This window comes from Synechococcus sp. SYN20 (assembly GCF_014279555.1).
In the GTDB taxonomy this organism is placed as follows: domain Bacteria; phylum Cyanobacteriota; class Cyanobacteriia; order PCC-6307; family Cyanobiaceae; genus Synechococcus_C.
In genome coordinates, this window is sequence record NZ_CP047959.1 from 108649 (window position 1) to 126758 (window position 18110).

At 54.0% G+C, this 18110-nt stretch carries 13 protein-coding genes; 6 read left to right on the forward strand and 7 right to left on the reverse strand.

Features of this window, described 5'->3' with window-relative positions:
* Positions 1-64: 64 nt before the first annotated feature.
* On the forward strand, positions 65-1519 hold the full coding sequence (gene mgtE, locus SynSYN20_RS00550; protein ID WP_186524300.1) for a magnesium transporter: 1455 nt from the start codon (positions 65-67) through the stop codon (positions 1517-1519).
* 52 nt (positions 1520-1571) lie between these two features.
* Positions 1572-2579: an RpoD/SigA family RNA polymerase sigma factor gene (locus SynSYN20_RS00555; protein WP_186524301.1), complete on the forward strand. Its 1008-nt coding sequence runs from the start codon at positions 1572-1574 to the stop codon at positions 2577-2579.
* Here SynSYN20_RS00555 and SynSYN20_RS00560 read toward each other — a convergent pair.
* From SynSYN20_RS00560 to SynSYN20_RS00580, 5 genes are all read right to left on the reverse strand, one after another.
* A complete protein-coding gene (locus SynSYN20_RS00560; RefSeq protein ID WP_186524302.1) occupies positions 2564-3499 on the reverse strand; it encodes an alpha/beta fold hydrolase in 936 nt (311 codons plus the stop codon). The genes SynSYN20_RS00555 and SynSYN20_RS00560 overlap by 16 nt on opposite strands.
* Positions 3496-6750: an efflux RND transporter permease subunit gene (locus SynSYN20_RS00565; protein ID WP_186524303.1), complete on the reverse strand. Its 3255-nt coding sequence runs from the start codon at positions 6748-6750 to the stop codon at positions 3496-3498. The genes SynSYN20_RS00560 and SynSYN20_RS00565 overlap by 4 nt, the downstream gene beginning before the upstream one ends.
* 4 nt (positions 6751-6754) lie before the next feature.
* Positions 6755-7858: an efflux RND transporter periplasmic adaptor subunit gene (locus SynSYN20_RS00570; protein ID WP_186524304.1), complete on the reverse strand. Its 1104-nt coding sequence runs from the start codon at positions 7856-7858 to the stop codon at positions 6755-6757.
* Positions 7859-8002: 144 nt separating this feature from the next.
* Positions 8003-9595 carry an urea transporter gene (locus SynSYN20_RS00575; RefSeq protein ID WP_186524305.1) on the reverse strand — a complete coding sequence of 531 codons (1593 nt, stop codon included), beginning with the start codon at positions 9593-9595 and terminating at the stop codon, positions 8003-8005.
* Positions 9585-11087, reverse strand: coding sequence for an arginase family protein (locus tag SynSYN20_RS00580; RefSeq protein ID WP_186524306.1), 1503 nt, complete (start codon positions 11085-11087; stop codon positions 9585-9587). The genes SynSYN20_RS00575 and SynSYN20_RS00580 overlap by 11 nt, the downstream gene beginning before the upstream one ends.
* Before the next feature lie 127 nt (positions 11088-11214).
* On the opposite strand from SynSYN20_RS00580, the gene SynSYN20_RS00585 reads away from it, so the two are divergent.
* Entirely contained in the window at positions 11215-11508 is a 294-nt protein-coding gene (locus SynSYN20_RS00585; protein ID WP_255476307.1) for a hypothetical protein, read from the forward strand.
* A 555-nt stretch (positions 11509-12063) separates the two neighbouring features.
* Here the strand turns inward: SynSYN20_RS00585 and SynSYN20_RS14620 are convergent.
* Positions 12064-12483, reverse strand: coding sequence for a DUF3598 family protein (locus tag SynSYN20_RS14620; protein WP_186524307.1), 420 nt, complete (start codon positions 12481-12483; stop codon positions 12064-12066).
* Positions 12484-12731: 248 nt separating this feature from the next.
* The gene (locus SynSYN20_RS00595; RefSeq protein WP_186524308.1) at positions 12732-14018 is read right to left on the reverse strand and encodes a glycosyltransferase; all 1287 of its coding nucleotides are present in this window, start codon (positions 14016-14018) and stop codon (positions 12732-12734) included.
* Between the two features lie 396 nt (positions 14019-14414).
* Here SynSYN20_RS00595 and SynSYN20_RS00600 point away from each other — a divergent pair, with 396 nt between their 5' ends.
* From SynSYN20_RS00600 to SynSYN20_RS00610, 3 genes are all read left to right on the forward strand, one after another.
* Positions 14415-16706, forward strand: coding sequence for an FdhF/YdeP family oxidoreductase (locus SynSYN20_RS00600; RefSeq protein ID WP_186524309.1), 2292 nt, complete (start codon positions 14415-14417; stop codon positions 16704-16706).
* Positions 16707-16920: 214 nt separating this feature from the next.
* Positions 16921-17547: a hypothetical protein gene (locus tag SynSYN20_RS00605; RefSeq protein WP_186524310.1), complete on the forward strand. Its 627-nt coding sequence runs from the start codon at positions 16921-16923 to the stop codon at positions 17545-17547.
* Positions 17544-17999 carry a phosphotransferase gene (locus tag SynSYN20_RS00610; protein WP_186524311.1) on the forward strand — a complete coding sequence of 152 codons (456 nt, stop codon included), beginning with the start codon at positions 17544-17546 and terminating at the stop codon, positions 17997-17999. The genes SynSYN20_RS00605 and SynSYN20_RS00610 overlap by 4 nt, the downstream gene beginning before the upstream one ends.
* Positions 18000-18110: the final 111 nt, after the last annotated feature.

Here is an 18110-nt window from a genome sequence, read left to right on the forward strand (position 1 = left end):
GCAATCGGCGCTGACGATAACCGGCGACCGCCCCACTTACACTGGAAGGGGCCGGGCGGAGAGCATGGAAGAAGCCCACGGCCGCAGCGGTGTGAGCGTCACGAATGATCTGGTCGCTGAGGTGGTTGCTCAGCAATTGGAAGCGATGTTGTCGGTTGGCAATTACGACGGAGTCAAGTTGCTGTTGGCTCCGGTTCAGCCTGTGGATGTGGCGGAAGCGGTGGGTTGCCTTCCGCGAACGCTGCAGGCACTTGCCTTTCGCTTGCTCGGCAAGGACGAAGCGATTGAGGTTTATGAATACCTTGAGCCAGCCATTCAGCAAAGCTTGTTGGAACGGCTGCGCTCCAGTGAAGTGTTGGAGCTGGTGGAAGAGATGTCGCCCGATGATCGGGTGCGCCTGCTTGATGAGCTTCCGGCCAAAGTGGTGCGCCGTCTTTTGGTGGAGCTCAGTCCTGCTGAGCGACGTGTGACCGCCCAGCTCCTTGGCTATGCCCCCGAAACGGCTGGTCGTTTGATGACAACGGAATACATCGATCTCAAGGAATTTCATAGTGCTGCGCAGGCTCTCACCATCGTTCGCCGCCGAGCGACAGAAACCGAAACGATCTACAGCCTTTATGTCACCGATGGGCAGCGCCATCTCACTGGAATCTTGTCCTTGCGTGATTTGGTTACGGCCGACCCCAGCGATTGCATCGGTGATGTGATGACCCGGGAGGTTGTGAGCGTTGGCACCGATACCGACCAGGAGGAGGTCGCCCGTGCGATTCAGCGCTACGACTTTCTTGCGGTGCCTGTTGTGGACCGGGAGCGTCGTCTTGTGGGGATCGTCACGGTGGATGACGTGATCGACGTGATCGAGCAAGAAGCCACCCGCGACCTCTATGCCGCTGGTGCGGTGGAGGCTGGTGATGAAGATGACTATTTCCAGAGCAATTTGTTCACCGTGGCGCGCCGCCGCGTGGTCTGGCTTGCGGTGTTGGTGATTGCGAATGGCTTCACCACCCAGGTGATCGCGATGAACGATGCCGTGTTGCGTGAGGTTGTGATGCTTGCCGCATTCATTCCTTTGTTGATTGGCACAGGTGGAAATGTGGGTGCGCAGAGTTCCACGGTGGTGATTCGTGGATTGAGCACCCAGCGCATTCAACCGTTGGGCCCCTGGCGTGCTGTGGTCAGAGAGGCGCTCGCCGGTGCTCTCCTGGGCCTGCTAATGCTGTTTGTTGTGGTGCCATTTGCTTGGTGGCGTGGTGACGGCCCCCTTGTAGGGATGGCGGTTGGGATCAGTTTGCTTGCGATTACCACCCTGGCCGCCACGGCGGGTGCTGCGCTGCCCTTGCTGTTTAACCGCATGGGCCTCGATCCAGCCCTGATGTCAGCGCCTTTTATTACCACCGCTACAGACGTGGCGGGCGTGTTCATCTATCTGAAAACGGCGGAGTGGTTGCTGCTGCATGCGCCCCAGCTGCTCGAGACCACGAGTATTTCTACTCATCTAGCCACTTCTTTCGCTTTCTGAGAGTTCGTTTACGTTTCTTAGGGTTACTCTTTACACAACTCAATGAAGCGTCATGGCTCCTGCTGCTGCTGTTGCTTCCCGCCCCGCATCTGCCTCCACCGGTCGCGCCTCTGGCGCTGAAGTCGATTTAGTACGTTCGTACCTGCGCGACATCGGCCGCGTGCCGTTGTTGAGTCACCAACAGGAGATCACGCTGGGCCGTCAGGTTCAGGAGCTGATGGATTTGGAGGCGTTGCAAGCAGAACTCAAGGATCAGCGCGGCGGAGAAGAGGTCGCCAGAGAAGAGGTTGCGAAAGCTGCTGGTGTGAGTGCAGCGCAACTGAAGCGCAAGCTGCAGGCTGGTCGCCGCGCCAAGGAGCGCATGGTGGCTGCCAATTTGCGGTTGGTGGTGAGCGTCGCCAAGAAATACACCAAGCGGAATATGGAACTGCTGGATTTAATCCAGGAGGGAACGATCGGTTTGGTGCGTGGTGTGGAGAAATTTGATCCCACCCGGGGCTACAAATTCAGTACCTATGCGTACTGGTGGATTCGCCAAGGGATTACCCGTGCGATTGCGGAAAAGAGCCGCACGATTCGCCTACCGATTCACATCACCGAGATGTTGAACAAGCTGAAAAAGGGTCAACGGGAATTAAGTCAAGAGCTGGGCCGCACCCCATCGGTGACGGAATTGGCGTCATTTGTGGAACTTCCAGAAGATGAGGTGAAGGATTTGATGTGCCGGGCCCGCCAGCCTGTGAGCTTGGAGATGAAGGTGGGCGATGGTGATGACACCGAACTGCTGGAATTGTTGGCCGGTGATGGAGAGCTGCCATCAGAACAGGTGGAAGGGGAATGCCTGAAGGGAGACCTGCGCGATCTGCTGAGCCAGCTGCCTGAATTGCAGGGGAAAGTCTTGCGGATGCGCTATGGGATGGACGGAGAGGAGCCGATGAGCCTCACGGGGATTGGCCGCATCATTGGCATCAGCCGTGATCGTGTGCGCAATCTCGAGCGTGATGGCTTAGCTGGTTTGCGTCGTCTGAGTGGTCAGGTTGAGGCCTACGTTGCCTGCTGATTGAGGATCAGCAATAAACGTTCGTTGATAGCCTTTGGAGATTCGTCGTGTGGGCAATGTCCTGCACGGGGAATCACCAAGAGTGATTGAATGCAATCGAATTCTTGTTGCCAGTTGTTGGCTTCCTTAACGGGTTCCCAGGGATCCGCTTCCCCCCAAATCAGATGAACGGGTACAGATAAAGTTTGGAGTAAATCCGGAGCTAAGTGATCATCGAAGAGGTTGATAAAGCCGCGAAATGCTTCTGCAGCTCCATTGCGTTGACTTGGTCCTAAGAGAAGGGCTATCAAGTCGTCATCCACATTGCATCCACTGGGGTAGGCCTGTTTGAGCACGCTCCGAATGAGTGCTGGCCGTGCCGCATTGCGGAACAAGGCTGTACTCAGCCAGCGCTGACTGACCAGGGTTTTGAGGAGAGGGCGGATCCAAGCCATCCAGGCTGGCTGGGTTGCCAATTGTTTGTCATCCATCAGCCGCTGCGCGCAGTCGATCAGCACCACTCCCTCACAGGGAATCCTCTGGCTTTGCTCTTTTAAAAGTTGTGCAGCTCTTAGGGCTACAACACCACCGATTGAGTTGCCAACAAGCACCACGGGACGATCAATCACGTTGATGCAAAAATCGACAACTTGTTGAGCCCATAGATCAAAACAATAGTGAACTGATTTGTTTGTGCTGGGTTCATCCTTGAGCTGTGCTTGTGGCTGATCACTCCTGCCGAAACCCAGCAGATCGATGGCATAGGTGGGAACTTGCGCGGCGAGGACGGGTTGGTTGAAGCGCCAATGATTCGTATTCGCTCCGAAGCCATGAATCAGTAGCACCGCTGTTGGTGCCGTTTGATCCCCCATGACGGACCAGCCAATCTCATGGGATTTCCAGGTCCAAGGCGCCTGCATTGGAGCAAAAGGAGCGTTCATTTGCTGGGTGACATGAGCCTGCTTTCAAGGTCCTTGACCAGCACATAAACGGGGGGAACAACCCCTATGGAGAGAACGGTGGCAACGATTAATCCACCAAAAATGACGGTTCCTAGAGATTGTTGTGCATTGGCTCCTGCACCGTTGGCGACCACGAGAGGTAAGAAACCCGCTAGGGCGGCTATAGCTGTCATCAGAATGGGACGAAGCCGTGATTCGGCCGATTCGATCACGGCGATCACGCTACTTTTCCCCTCTTTGAGTTTTTGTTCGGCTACCTCCACGATCAAAATTCCATTCTTGGCCGCTAGGCCGATCAGGGTGACTAGGCCAATTTGGGCATAGATGTTCAAATCGATCGAACGGATCGCAAGAAAGGCGAGGGCACCAAGCATGGCCAGGGGAACCGTTGCCAGAATGATGATCGGTGTGATGTAACTCTCGTACTGGGCTGAAAGGACTAGATACACAATCAGCACCCCAAGTCCAAACACCAGGATGCTCGCGTTCCCTGCGGAGAGTTGCAGAGCTGCCAAACCAGTGAAGGCTGAACCAATGTTGGTGTAATTCTGAGCGTCAAACAATTGCTTGATTTTGCTGAGGGCCTGACCGCTGCTCTTGCCGATCGCTTCTGCGCCTTGAATGAGTACGGTGCGATTCAAGTTGTAGTGGCTGATGACGGGGGGGGCGCTGCTGAGCTCGGCTTCAGCAAACTGGGATACCTGAACTAATTCGCCATCGTTCGATCGAACGTAGAAGCTGAGAATGTCTTCGATGTTTTGTCGCTGATCCGGTGTGCCTTGCACGTAGATATTGCGCACTTGACCACTCTCATAGGTGAGTCCGGAGAAGTTGTTGCCGGCCAGAGCGGAAATGGTGTCCATCGCCTCTTTGAAGTCAACATTGAGAGCACCCATCACGTCTCGATTGATGTTGAGGCCGATCGCTGGAGCGCTTGGGGTGAACTGCGTGAAAACGCTGGAAAAGTCACCACTTGCATTCGCCGTCTTGATCAGTTCGCCTGACAAATTAGAGAGTTCGTTGAAGCTGTAGGAACCATTGCTGAGATCATTAAATTGGAAGTAAAAACCGCCTTGTGGAGAGAAGCCAGGCACCGCTGGTGGGCCTGAAGCTTTCGCGAGACCATCGCTTAATTGGAATAATTTTTTATTGAGGCGTTTCACGATGGCGTCTGAACTGTGTTCAGCGCCTTTGCGCTCTTCCAAAGGCTGGAGGCCGAAGAAAAAGATGCCTTGATCAGGACTTGAGCCGTTGAAGCCAAAGCCGTTGATGACGGATGCATTCGCTACGTCGCCTTCCTCGCTGAGAACCTTGGCGATTTGGTTGCCAAGCTTTTTGGTCTCCACAAGGGAAGCCCCGTTTTGCAGTTGGAAAATTCCCATTCCATAGCCTTGATCCTCATCGGGGATAAAGGCCGTCGGGAGAGTAGTGAAGGCGAAGCCGGTGGCCAGGATTCCTGCAACCAATCCAGCTAGCACGAAGCGGCGGGCTTGGATCATCCGCTTGAGCAGCCTGGAATAGGTGGTTTCGAGACGCTCGAAATTTCGGTTGAACACCTTGAAGATCACAGGCAGGTTTGATCCAGCAAGGGCACCGATCACGATTCCAGCGATGTAAGTCCAGTTACCAAAGGAGGCAGCACTGAAACGGCCAAAGGCCAAGCCCACGATTACTCCCACCACAATCCAGCTGCGTCCCTTGGGTTCCGGTGGTTGTCTCTGCGAAAGGATCAAACCCGAGAGCATCGGTGAAAATGTCAGCGCATTAAACGCAGAAATGGCAACCGAAAAGGCAATCGTGAGCGCGAATTGTTTGTAGATGATCCCAATTCCACCGGGGTAAAACGCAACGGGAACAAACACCGCCATCAGCACGAGGGCGGTCGCAAGCAGTGCGCCAAAGAGCTCCCCCATGCAAGCGAGTGCCGCTTCTCGGGGCTTCATTCCCTTGTCGATATTGGTGGAGACCGCTTCAATCACCACGATGGCGTCATCCACAACCAAGCCTGTGGCTAGGACGAGCCCCAGCAGCGTCAGCTGATTGATTGAAAATCCAAAGATGTTGAGGAACGCGAAGGTCCCCACTAGAGAGATCGGAATCGCCAGGCTGGGTACCACGGTGGCGCGCCAGTTTTGGAGAAAAAGAAACAGGATGATTAATACCAACACGATCGCTAGTCCGAGAGCATCAATTACTCCATCGACGGAGGATTCGATGAACTGGCCGATGTTATAAATCTGATCAATGGTGACGCCAGGAGGCACCGTACTTCTGAATTGGTTGATTTGATTGACGACTGCTTCAGAGACATCGAGAGCATTGCTCGCAGGGGTCTGATAGACAGCAACAGTGAGTGCTTCTTTTCCGTTTTTATCAATAGCCTGCACGGAGAAGGTGTTGGTGCCGTAGCGCACTTCGCCGACATCCTTCAGTTTGAGGAGATTGCCGGAGGGCGAGCGGTTGAGGATCAGGTTGTTGAAGTCATCGATGGAGATCAGGTTGCCGTTGTTTTCCACCACGATGGGGTAGGTGTAGGCCTGATCGCCTGAGGCGGGAGGCCCTCCAATAAGGCCACCAACCGCCACACTATTTTGCGACTGAACTGCATTGAGAACGTCTTCTGATGTGAGTTTGTTGGCCGCAAGTTTGCTTGGATCAACAAATAGCCAAAAGGCTGGATTGGCGCCTCCGAGGATATTGACTGTGGCAACTCCTTCTACACGTGAAAGTGGGTAATAGAGCTGTTCGTAGATGAGTCCGTTCAAAAAAGCAGCATCGAATTGCCCTTCGCTTGAACTGATCTCATAGGCAAGGAGGATGGAGGGGTTGCTTTGCTTCACGGAGACCCCTGTTGCGCTCACTTGTTCTGGGAGCTGGGGATTGGCCAGAGACACACGGTTCTGGACATTCACTTGATCAATATCGATGTCTGTTGTCTGGTCGAAATAGACATTGACAGTGCTGATGCCTGTCATGTCGGTGTTCGAGGAGATATAGCTGACTCCGGGAACACCATTGATCTGTTGCTCCAAGGGATTCGTAACCGCTTGCTCAGTCACTTCCGCATTGGCGCCTCCATAAGTTGCGCTCACCTGGATTAAAGGATTGGCAATGTTGGGCAGATTGGCAATGGGCAACATCGGGATCGAGATCAGCCCGACGAGCACAATTAGAATGCTGCAGACCGTTGTCAGGACTGGTCGCTTGATGAAATTGTCGGAGAAAGCCATTGGTTCAGTTGGCCCCCGCTGACACCTTCACAGGCATGCCACTACGCAGCCGACTTGTGTTGCTAATCGCCACTTTGTTGCCAGCTTTGAGGCCAGAGATCACGGGATAAAGGTTGTTCTGCAGATCTCCGAGCTGCACTTTTGTTTGCAGCACGATCGGGGTATTGCCTGGAAGTTTTTCTAGTTTTTCCAACGTTTGAGCTGTTGTGTTAGGCGAGCTTTTGAGTGTTGGCAGCGCCTTGCTGATGGGGACCACCTCATAAACGAAAGGCTGCTGGGCTTGCATCATCACGGCCTGCACCGGTACGGCCAGACTTTGACTTGATCCGGTGATGATCTCGGAGGAAACGTATTGGCCTGTTTTTAATTGTCCGGTGAGGTTGGGGAACATTGCCTTCACCATCAGCGTGTTGGGAGGATTACCGGATTGAGCAATCGCGTAGTAAGGCGATACAAAGGTGATTGTTCCTTTACCAGTAACCGGAGGGATGGATTGAGACGCGAGCCGTACAGCTTGCCCCACTTTGACCTGGGATCCTTGTGATGCAGGAATTTCCATCAGGGTCCAGAGGGTGGAATTGTCCACAATTCCAGTGATGATCTCTCCTGCCTTGATGTAATCGCCGATTTTTACGGTGTCTAAGTCTCCGATTACTCCATTAATTGGAGAGCGCACAAATTTGTAATTCAGGTTGGCCTTATCGGCAATGGCTTGATCTCGGGATGTGATCGCTTTTGTTGCGTAGGCATCACGACGTTTCGCTGATGCGGCTCCTTGTTCGTAAAGAAATTGGTACCTCTCAGCATTGACTTTGTCATAAAGAGCTTCTGATTTAGATGCATCGAGCTGGGCGCTCAGCTGCGTGTTGTCGAGCACAAGAATCACTTGACCTGCTTGCACTTGATCGCCTTCTTTGACAAGTTTTTTGATCACCCGGCCATCTGTTTCAGGGCTTAGAGCCACATTGGTGGTGGACTCAAGCGGGCTAATCGCTTTGATGCTTGGTTTGAAGCTGCCCTCGGAAATCGTTGCAGTGTTGATGGATAAAAAGGGAGTGCTGGATGTCTTGCTCTGCCCGCATGCTGCAAGCGCAACGGTGAGAGTCATTACTGCAACAAGGGGGGCCCGCACAATGCAACTGATTAGATGCGCGGACCATACTTGTTATTGACCACTGATGACGCCTTTGCCTCAACTTGGTTAAACAGTTTTCCAGCGGAGCACTGGCATGGCCTCTCCTCACCGCCATGATTAGCTCAACAACAGGCGATCGACGAAATCGTGCCAGCTCAGGCTCTGTTGTTGGTTCGCGAAAACCAACGCTTGTTCCTTTGAGGTGAGGGGGGTCTGCCCAATACTCTGCAGGAGTAGGTCTAGTTCGTCTTGATCCAGGCGATCGTTGCCATTGCTATCCACTGGCATTAGATACAACAGCAATCGCTCTTCTCCCTGTCGGAGGCGTTGCAGTCGTTGGATGAGCTGACTGAATTCAGAGCAGTCGATTCGACCATCACCATTGAGATCCATCGATGCCATTGTTGCCGTTAATTGATCGTTTAGGGATGAGGTTCTGCGCTGATGACTTTGTTTGCTCGTCCCGCCTGACAACAGCGCATCCCGCAGCTCGTCAAGGCTGAGATTGCCATCATGATTGCGATCGAGTTGATCAAAAAGATCTTGCATCTGGCTGTTCAGCTCGATTTGAGGCTGCTCCCCCCCAGCGTTGGGGGCTATGCCGTCAACTCTCTGTTGCAAGTTGCGGCGGAATCGTCCCAACAGTTCACTCGCCACGAGAAACCGTTTGCGGTGTTCCTCAGGGCTGACAACGGCATGCAGGGCCACAGGAATCAATGCCGGCAGCGCTCGGCCAGCAAGACGCTGCATCATCCAAGTGGTGACAATGAAGCTCAGAGTGAGTGGTGGCAGGTTGCCCATCCATCTCCCCTGCAGTGCTTGTAGCAAGCTGGCTAGCCCTGCTCCCATGAGAGCGATGGCGAGGGTTCTGCGTCCGGGAGCATGGAAGATGCCGCCGAGGGCGATCGCAACCAAAAGGCCGTTGTAGCCCCATAGGCCTTGGGCTATTGCTGCGGGATCAGCACCGATCGCCATGGCGGTGATCATCCCGATCAGTGCGCCACAGGCTCCAAGTGCGGCTGCGATCGGGCTTGCGACAGCAACGGCGAGGAGGACAAGCCATCCGCTCGCAAGGCCGGAGCAGAGAAAGACCTGTCCGAAGCTGTGGGGAAGCCCGACAGCCAACGCCTGAACTGAGCCTGGCGAAGCAGCTGCTTTCACCGCCTCGATACTGTCTGGTATTCGAGGACTGACCAAGGTCAACAGTCCCCAAGTGATCAGGCAAAACGGCAGTGTGAGCGCTGGCGGGTCGCCGCGATGATGAAAGCGCCGCCGCCACAGCTCGACCATCACCGTTGTGAGACTGCCCCCCAGCGCCACTAATACAGCGATCAGTCCGGCATAAGACACCGAGCTGGAGTCGGATAGAACGGCTGCTGCGCATCCCACAAGGGCACCGTTGAAGCCGTGGATTCCCTGATCACGGAGATTTCGGCCAAGATTCAGCAAGCGGGACGCGGAGTTCGCAGCAACCACCCCGATTCCAGCCAAGAGAGCCATCCAGGGCGATTGCAGCAGGAAGGCCAGCAGCAGCACGGCACCACTGAGTGGATGGTTGATAAAGATCACCTGGGAAAAGCTTCGGAGTCCGCTTCCCCATGGGCCCCTCTGGAAATGCCGTTCAGCCAACAAACTCTGTCGCTTGACCGGTGCCGGTGCCGGCAGCAGAGCTTGCAGAAGCTCGTAAACGGAAGGGGCGTCAGCTTGCATGGGATGAAGGTGAGGTGCTGAATCGCTGCCCAAGAACCTCCAGGCCAGCTCGGAAGATCCCCAAAGAGAGTTCCGCCAGGGTGTTCAGTTCGTCGAGGTAGGGATTGATTTCACAAATTTCCCAGCAGCAGACTCGGGGATCTGAGAGCAGCGTACGAAGCAGGAGAATGGCCTCATGCGCCCAGAGCCCACCTGGAACGGGGGTGCCTGTGCCTTTGCAGATGGTGGAGTCCATTGCATCAACATCGAAGGTCACATAGATCAGGTCCACCTCGGCGAGGTGGGAGAGGCAGCGATTGGCAGCTTGAATGGCTCCATCTCGTCTCACCTCCTCGGTGCTGATCACGGGGATCGAGTGGTTCACCAAGGTGACGTCTTCAGCGGCTTCGGTGTCTCGAACACCTACATAGATGAGATCACGGAAGGCGATCGCTGCGGATTCGAGACCATGCAGGTCTTGGAGATCCTTCCAAAGTTGGCGTGTAACTGGGTCTGGATCATTGATCGCCTCGGAGAGGTTGTCGTGCCTGCAGGCGATCGCCAACGGCATCCCATGCATGTTCCCGGACGGAGTCGTGAAGGGGGAATGAATATCAGCATGGGCATCGATCCAGATCACCCCAAGCCGCGACTGAGGATGGGCTCGTCGGATTCCTGCGATCGTGGAGGCGGCGGTGGAGTGGTCTCCTGCAAGCACCAGAGGGAAGCTCTCTTGCTGAAGAGTGGTGCAGACCAAGTTCGCTGCGTCGTGCATGACTTCAGCGATGGTTTTGATATGACGCGCATGAGGGGTCGTACTCCGTCCTGCAGTCGCAGCATTGGCGGATTGGGCCTGCTCGCCTCGGATCTCGGCGATCAGCCCTTCACTGATGTTGCGGAGATCTTGTTGGTGTTTGGCAGCATTTTTGAGCAATTCAATGCCTGCACCTGCGCCTGGTTTGCCCGCCCCTAGGTCACAGTCCACCTCCACAAGACTGATGCCTTCAAGCCGAGCCGTGCTGCTGATCTGTACCAGGTTTTTCTTTAAACGCTTGAGGTCTGCGAGGGAGCAATTGAGGCGGTCGTTCCCCTCGAGCAGGGTTATAAATTCATCAAGACTGATCTGTGCGTTCCCGTCGCGATCAAGTTGCACTAGCAGCTTCTGGGTATCGACCGACGCTTCCGGTGTGACAAGCAGCGACACCATCGTGGAAAGTTCGTCGTGACTCAGCCAGCCGTTCCCATCCGTATCGACAAGCTGAAACAGATCTCTCAACAGTTGATAGGTTTCCAGCCCAGGCTGCTTCTTAGCCCAGCCCAAAAAGCCTTCACGGCTCACGGCACCCTGGCTGTTCATTAACTGGCGTAGGGCTTGAGCTTCCTGCTCAGCAATGATCCCCGACATTGAGTTCAGGACCTGTTCTACCTCGTTCGGAGTGATGGCTCCATCTCCATTGACATCAAAGAGGGAGAAGAGAGTGGAGAGCTCACTCTCCAGCGAGATTGTTAACATGCAAATGCAGCAGTGAAGGTCTCGATAGGACCTGAAGTGACTCAATTCCGAGCATCAAAAGTGACGTTGGATCGATGTCTTTACTCAAGCGAAATCATGTGTTAAAAACTTCAACAGAATTGTCGCTTTGGCTACAAATCTTCTATCCGTAGTAATAATAAGAGAACTCAGGTTTATTTTTTTGATGAATTTTCAGGGAAGTTTGGAAGAATTGCAGTCTGTGGTTGCTCAATTGAATGTTCCGTGTCACTGGCAACACAAGGGCGCTTACGAGCTGGCGCTCTTTGACGACGGCGTCAGCAATCTCAAGCTGAACTGGTGGCCTCAAACGGGGGAAATTCGCTTGGTTGGAGATCCTGAAGTGAGAAACGATATCCAGGGGCGGATCCAGGCATTGCTTCTTGAATTGCAACAGGATTAAATTTGAATGCCAATGGGTTTGCTCCGTTGAACTTCTGAGTTGATACTTTTCCTGCGCGATCCTTGATAAGGAGAGGTGTTTGAAAAGCAGGATGTTGGGCTTGATAAGAGTCTTGATGGTTCCGTTGAGTTTTCGCGCAAATTTGCAAATCTGGCGTCAGTTACCCAAATTAAAGATCTTTGTCTCAGTATTCTTTTTGTTTTTGGAGCATGCGTGAAAGGAAGCCAATTGTTTCAGGTAAGTGCTTGAGTTGACGCCGAAATCTTGAATCATTAGCACTTGTAGTGCTAATGATCTTGTGTGAGCATTTGGTACGTCGCGGAGATCTGTGAGCTTTGTTGTCATAACGAGCTGTAATGATTTGCAGTTCAATGTCTTTGACTAGCTAGACCACTTGAATGGAGAAATCTTGTTCAGGAATGTTTCGCTCAGGACAGCGCAGAATGATGCCATCTGGAAAGAAGTGGTTGGATTGATCTATGTCTATCCACTGCCAATCGGAACGTCGCAAGGGATTGCAGGATAATTCGGGGTTGATCTGAAGCTTCTCTCCTTTCAAGCGGCCATCGGGTGTTTAGGGTTCCATTTGATCAACGGTGTCTGTCCAGCTGATCTCTGACTGGCGTCCACGCTGTTCTTTGATGCTGGCGGTTCGCAGCAAGTTTCGATTCTTTCCATAAAGCACTCCGACGCTGTGGTGGATGTTGACAAGCTTGAGGAAGAGTTCAAAGGGCGCATTTGGGTGGGCAGAAGACTGGGCATTAGCAAGGCCGCAGAGCCCATCCTTATGGCTGTGATCTTCGATGTTGTAGTTCCCCCTTTCTCGATTGAAGCCCCGTCTGGATAGCGGTAGTGATTTACCTGAACAATCTCGGTCTTGGCAAGGTCTGCCCTGAAAAGTCGCCAGCTCGCGAAGGTCTCCTTGACCTCGACAGAGGGGCTACAGCGGGTCCAACTTCCTTTCCAATCTCCCAAGTAATGCCGCTTGAACAGCTAGCCAGTGCACCCTGATGGCACTATCCAGGGCCCCTCTCTGCCATCTCACGCGACAGCGAACAACTTGCTGCAGTGGTCGCAAGTTGATGGCTGCATCGAAGAGGTAGAGAAACCGTGACTGCTTACTGCGGACTGACCTGGGAGATTGCCTGCCCAGCGTTGTCTCGCAAAGTGATTGGGTTCGTCGAGCTGTAGCTGCTAACGGCTTGAAGATGAGAGTTCAGCGTTCATCGGTCGAGCACGTGCTCGATCGCCTCGGCTGTTTGCGAGAGGCCCTTCTCTTGTTGGATGAGCTTCTGCAGTTGGAGCGCACGCTGTTTGAAGCTTGAGGCAGTGGAGAGAATCTGCAAGCTTTCGCTGAGAGCCTCTGTTGTCACCATTGTCGCTGCGTAGGTGGCTGGACTGACACCCAACTGTTCAAGGGTGTGGCCCCAGGCGGGTTGATCGGCGAAGAAGGCCACCACAATGCTCGGGATACCGCTGATCAATGTGGTGGCTGTGGTGCCAGCACCACCGTGGTGGATGGCTCCTTGGAGCCGAGGGAAGAGCCATTGATGGGGACAGTGTTCGAGCACAAGTACTGACTCCGGCAGGGAGCCTTTCGGCAATACACGACCCCACCCCGGCGAGAGGATCAGTCTCTGATTGGTTTGGCGTGCCGCGGTCACGACGATCTCAGCAAGCTGTTCTGGATCTCTGGGGATCATGCTGCCAAAACCGGCATAAAACGGTGCTGGGCCTTGTTGCAGAAAGTCCCTCAGCTCCTCTGGGGGGTCATAAGACTGAGTTTCGTGGTTTTTGGAGAGGCAGAACCCCGTGACCTTGGCATCAGAAGGCCAGTCAGAGGGGCGGGGAACAACGTGCTTGCTGAAGAGATGCAGAACCGTTGGCGATTGCAGCAAGGGAGGAGCATCCTCTCTGGCGGATGCTCCGTTCCAGGGCAGTTTGGGCAGTCCCAGCTTCTGACGAAAGGACTGAATCGTTTTGCTTTCCTGTCGCCATTTGAGGAGACGAATGGCTTCATAGCTGAGCTGGTTGAGTTTTCCTTTGATCCGATTGCGAAGTCCTTTCTCATTGCCAGAAAGGTTCCCTGGCCAGTTCAGAAAGGGGAACGTTGTTGTTCTGATCAAAGGAATGGGGCTAACCACGGCGAACCGACAGCCCTCCGCTTCGGCAAGGTGATAACCCCAGAGAGCCAATGGAGGAGTGATGAGTAGGTCGCACCCATCGATTGCTGTGCGAGCAGTTTCCAGCCATTGGGTGAGCAAATTGTTCTGGATTAAGCGAATGGGCTTGCCCTCCATCAATTGAAGGCCGTCTTCAGAAGCCATGAGCTCACGGAAGTCTCCGGGAAGGGAGGTGAACCGCATCCCGGCGTCTTCTGCGGCCTCTTGGAAGTTGGGGCTGCCGATGAGATGCACCGTGTGACCGCGCTCTTGAAGTTCCTTTAGAAGGGCTAAGTAGGGCTCGAGATCACCGCGTGAGCCAACGCTGATCAGATGGATGCATGCCATTGGGAACGACGTTTAGATCCAGTTATTGTGAGCAAATTTTCTGCGGTGTGTTGGCTTTTACTTTTAGAAATTGCTGAGATATTTGTTAGCGCTCCTGTCCCTTCATTGATTGCTACTGAGCAGCACGATTAAAGAAAATATTCTCGCCCTTGGTTCGGGGCTAGGACCGACAGCATTCACCTTTGATTGCGAGGAAATTCATTTTTGAATGGAGCAGCTTTCATCCTTGAGATCATCTCAGTCCACAGTTCATCTGACTGGTCGGGCTCATCTCGCATTTTGTGAATGTGCCCTTACGTCCATCAGTCGACTGCCGTTACCCAGTTCATTGGGCAGCCCTGAGAGGAGTGGCTAAGAGTTGATTACCAACATCCGCTTCATTGGAGGAAGGCGACTGTGGACGCTGCCCGAGCCAAGAATGGGGATGTTGATGCAGACAAACTCAGACCTCCGCAACCCAAGCGAGGTGGTGGATGGTCCGTGATCACTGGATGGACGAGGGCTTTATTGAGCAGAAGGGGCAAAAGGCTCTGGCGAACCTTGAATCACAAAAGTGCTTGTTTGTCTTGTGCTTGGGGGACTGGAGGTCAGAACGGTGGCTTTCGCGATGAGCTAGGGGAGCCGCTCCAGCGTTGTATCAAAAGTGTTGAGGCGATCCAGTCCGAACTGCAGCCAGCTGTTCCTCGCCATGTTTTTGATCGCCTCAGCCTGGGTGAACTGCAGAACTTTGATTCAGCATCCTGTGACCGACTTGGGCGCCTGGATCGCCCCTTGATTCATCGGGCGGGTCAGGATTTTTACGAACCGATTCAGTGGGACGAGGTTTACGAACGTCTGGCCGATGCTTTCCTGGCCTCTCCTCCCGAGCGAGTTGCCTCTTATAGCTCTGGACGATCCTCCAATGAAGCGGCTTATCTGCTCCAGTTGTTGATGCGGGCGCGAGGTTCGAATAACCTCGCGGATTGTTCCGATCTCTGCCACGCACCATCAAGTGTGGGCCTGGCACGCGTGTTTGGAAGTGGTACCTCCAATGTGAGTTTGGAGAGCCTCCGTCAAGCCGATGGCGTCGTTTTGGTCGGCTCTAACGCCCCGGCGAATCACCCTCGCTTGATGAATGAGTTGATTCGCCTCCGCGATCGAGGGGGCACGGTGGTGGTGATCAATCCTGTTGTTGAGGGGGGGCTGCTCAAGTTCGGTTCGCCAGCTTTCCCGATCCGCTCCCTGTTGCTTGGGAGTGAGATCGCTTCTCTCTTCTTGCAACCGATTCCAGGATCGGATACGGCCGTTTTTCTTGGTTTTCAGAAGGCATGGCTGGAGAGTGGCGCTATTGCCTGGGAGTTTGTGAAAGCCCATAGCGTTGGCTGGGAGGCCTTGCGCCAACAGCTTCAAGCCACCAGCTGGCACTCGATCACGCAATGCTGCGGCCTCAGTCGTGAGGAGCTGGAGTACACCGCGGCGCGTTTGGCGGATTGCCGTGCTGTGGTGTTTGCCTGGGCCATGGGCATTACGCATCACTTGAATGGCACCACCAATGTGCAAGCTATTGCTAACTCGGCTGTTTTAAGCGGAAATGTGGGCCGTCCTGGCACGGGAACAATGCCGATTCGTGGGCACTCCAATGTTCAGGGATTCGGTTCCATGGGGGTGTCCATTCGCTTGCGAGAACCAATGCGACTGGCTCTCGAAGCATTACTGAAACGACCCTTGAGCCGCACTCCCGGTTATCACGCCCGTGATCTGATCGATGCTGCCGACCAGGGGCAGGTGGATACGTTGCTCTGCCTTGGCGGCAATCTGTATGGCGCCAATCCTGATAGCTATCAGGCTCGTCGCGCCCTTGGTCAGATTGACACGGTTGCCTATCTCGCGACCAAACCTAATCAGGGTCATTTTCATGGGCTTGGTGCTCGCCAGACCTTGCTCCTCCCCGTCTTTAACCGATTTGAGACTCCTCACCGCACAACCGTGGAATCTGGTAATAACTGGGTCCGATTGAATGAGCCCGGGACTACTCACTTAAAGCGAGCGAATCTCACCAGCGAAGTGGAATTTTTGGCGGAGTTGGCAGGCCGGATTTTTGGTGATAATCCGATCCATTGGAGACGTCTCCAGGATCCAATTTATGTGCGTGAATTGATTGCTCGCACTGTTCCTGGTTATGAGGAGATGGCCGGCATTGATGCAACGAAGCGCGAATTTGAAGTCAGCGGCCGGGTGTTTCAGACGCCTTGCTTTGCGACGTCAACGGGTCGCGCCCAACTCGCCCCAACGCTCCTACCCGATCTCAGCTTGCCCGATCCTGATCATTTTGGAGGGTTGGCTGATGGCGAACGCGGCCTTGTCTTAAGTCTCATCACAGCCCGTAGCCATGGCCAGCACAACACTGTTGTCTATCAATCAGGTGATCGTTATCGGGGCATGCCCCATCGGAAGACGCTGTTGATCAATTCTGAGGATTTGCAGCGCCAAGGGCTCGAGGCTCATGAACGGGTCACGGTTCAGGGCGAAGCGGGGCGCCTTGAACAGATCGAATTAATTCCCGGATCGATCCGGCCAGGTTGTGGACTGATGTTTTTTCCAGAAGCCAATGCGTTGATGCGTGGTGTGTCCGACCCGGCATGTGGCACGCCGGCCTTTAAGCGCGTGCCTGTTCTGGTGCGGGCTCCAGCGTGGCCAACTGGAGTGTGATCAAACCCCTGTTGCCGCTGGCTTACAACAATCGCTTCTCCCATGGGGTTTGGCTTTTGCATTGTCCAGAAGCGGAGTGATTACTAAACGGCCCCATTGCTTTGGACGATTAGAACAAAACTCAGCAACACTCTCACCTTGCTCTTAGGCGCCTCTAGGTGCCTAAGAGCTATCGGATTAAGGTTGTTTTGAGTCACATCGATGGGCGCAAACAATGGCTGAGAGTAGCTTTGATCCTTCAGTGGTGAAGGTCCCTGAGGCCGAGTGGATTGGTGATGTTCTGGGCTGCAGGATCAAGAATCTGCGTGCCGATCGTCTTGGTGACGGACGTGGCCTTCAATCCACAGCATGGCGCCTTGGCCTCGAAGCCGAGCCAGCTGATGGATGTCCCGAAACGCTCATCCTCAAGAGCGAAACAGCGGATCCAATGTTCAACGAACTCAGTCGTTTGAACAATGCCTTCGAGCGTGAAGTTGGCGTGTATCAACATTGCACGCCGCGCTTGAACGGCTATCAGCCCGCTGTGTATGCCAGCAGCGGTGAGGCTCCGGCCTGGTTGTTGATGGAGGATCTGTCACACCTGCTCGCAGGAGATCAAGTCGTTGGTCTGACCTATGAGCAAACGCTTTCGGCAGTGCGCAATATGGCAGCCATTCACGCGGAGTTCTGGATGGATTCTGCCTTGGAACAATACAACTGGCTCCCCCATCACGGTCTTTGGTTTGCATCACCAAAGCAGAGTGTTATGGAAGATTTTTTTGCTACTTATGGTGTTCGTTTTGGTTCGGAAGTGTTTATGGTGCTGTTCTCGAGCAAAGCGATGCGATCAATGCAGTATTGAGTCAACGCAAATGGACCCTGATTCATGGTGATTTGAGGGCCGACAATCTTTTGTTCGATGCCAGCGCAGCAGCCCCTAAGTCGGTGATCCTTGATTGGTCATGGGCTGCCCGTGGCCATGCAGCCGTTGATGTGGCCTTTCTGGTGGGTGGCAGTACGCCGGTTGCCCAAAGAACCGGCCATTACGTTGACTTTGTTCAGGCGTGGCATGCGGTATTGGTTGCCAATGGTGTTGATGACTACAGCTTGGATGATGCTTGGTATGACTGGCGCTTGGCGGCTCTACGCTGCATGACTGCCGGCGATGCGATGCACGGCTTCGCATCAAGCGATGCCGCCTCCACCCGCGTGGCATTGTTTATGGATGATGCGATTCAGCGGCACGCTGCGTTTGCCCTGGAATTAGAAGCGTGGCGCGCTTTGCCTGATCCCGCCGGTTTTTCTGCGTTCTGATCGGCGCAGTTGACCCATATTTGATTATCCATCAAGACTGCATGCCTGATTGCTTCCTTATCTCTGCCCCGTTGGATGATTTGTTGGGAATTGCAGTTGGGTGTTCAGTGC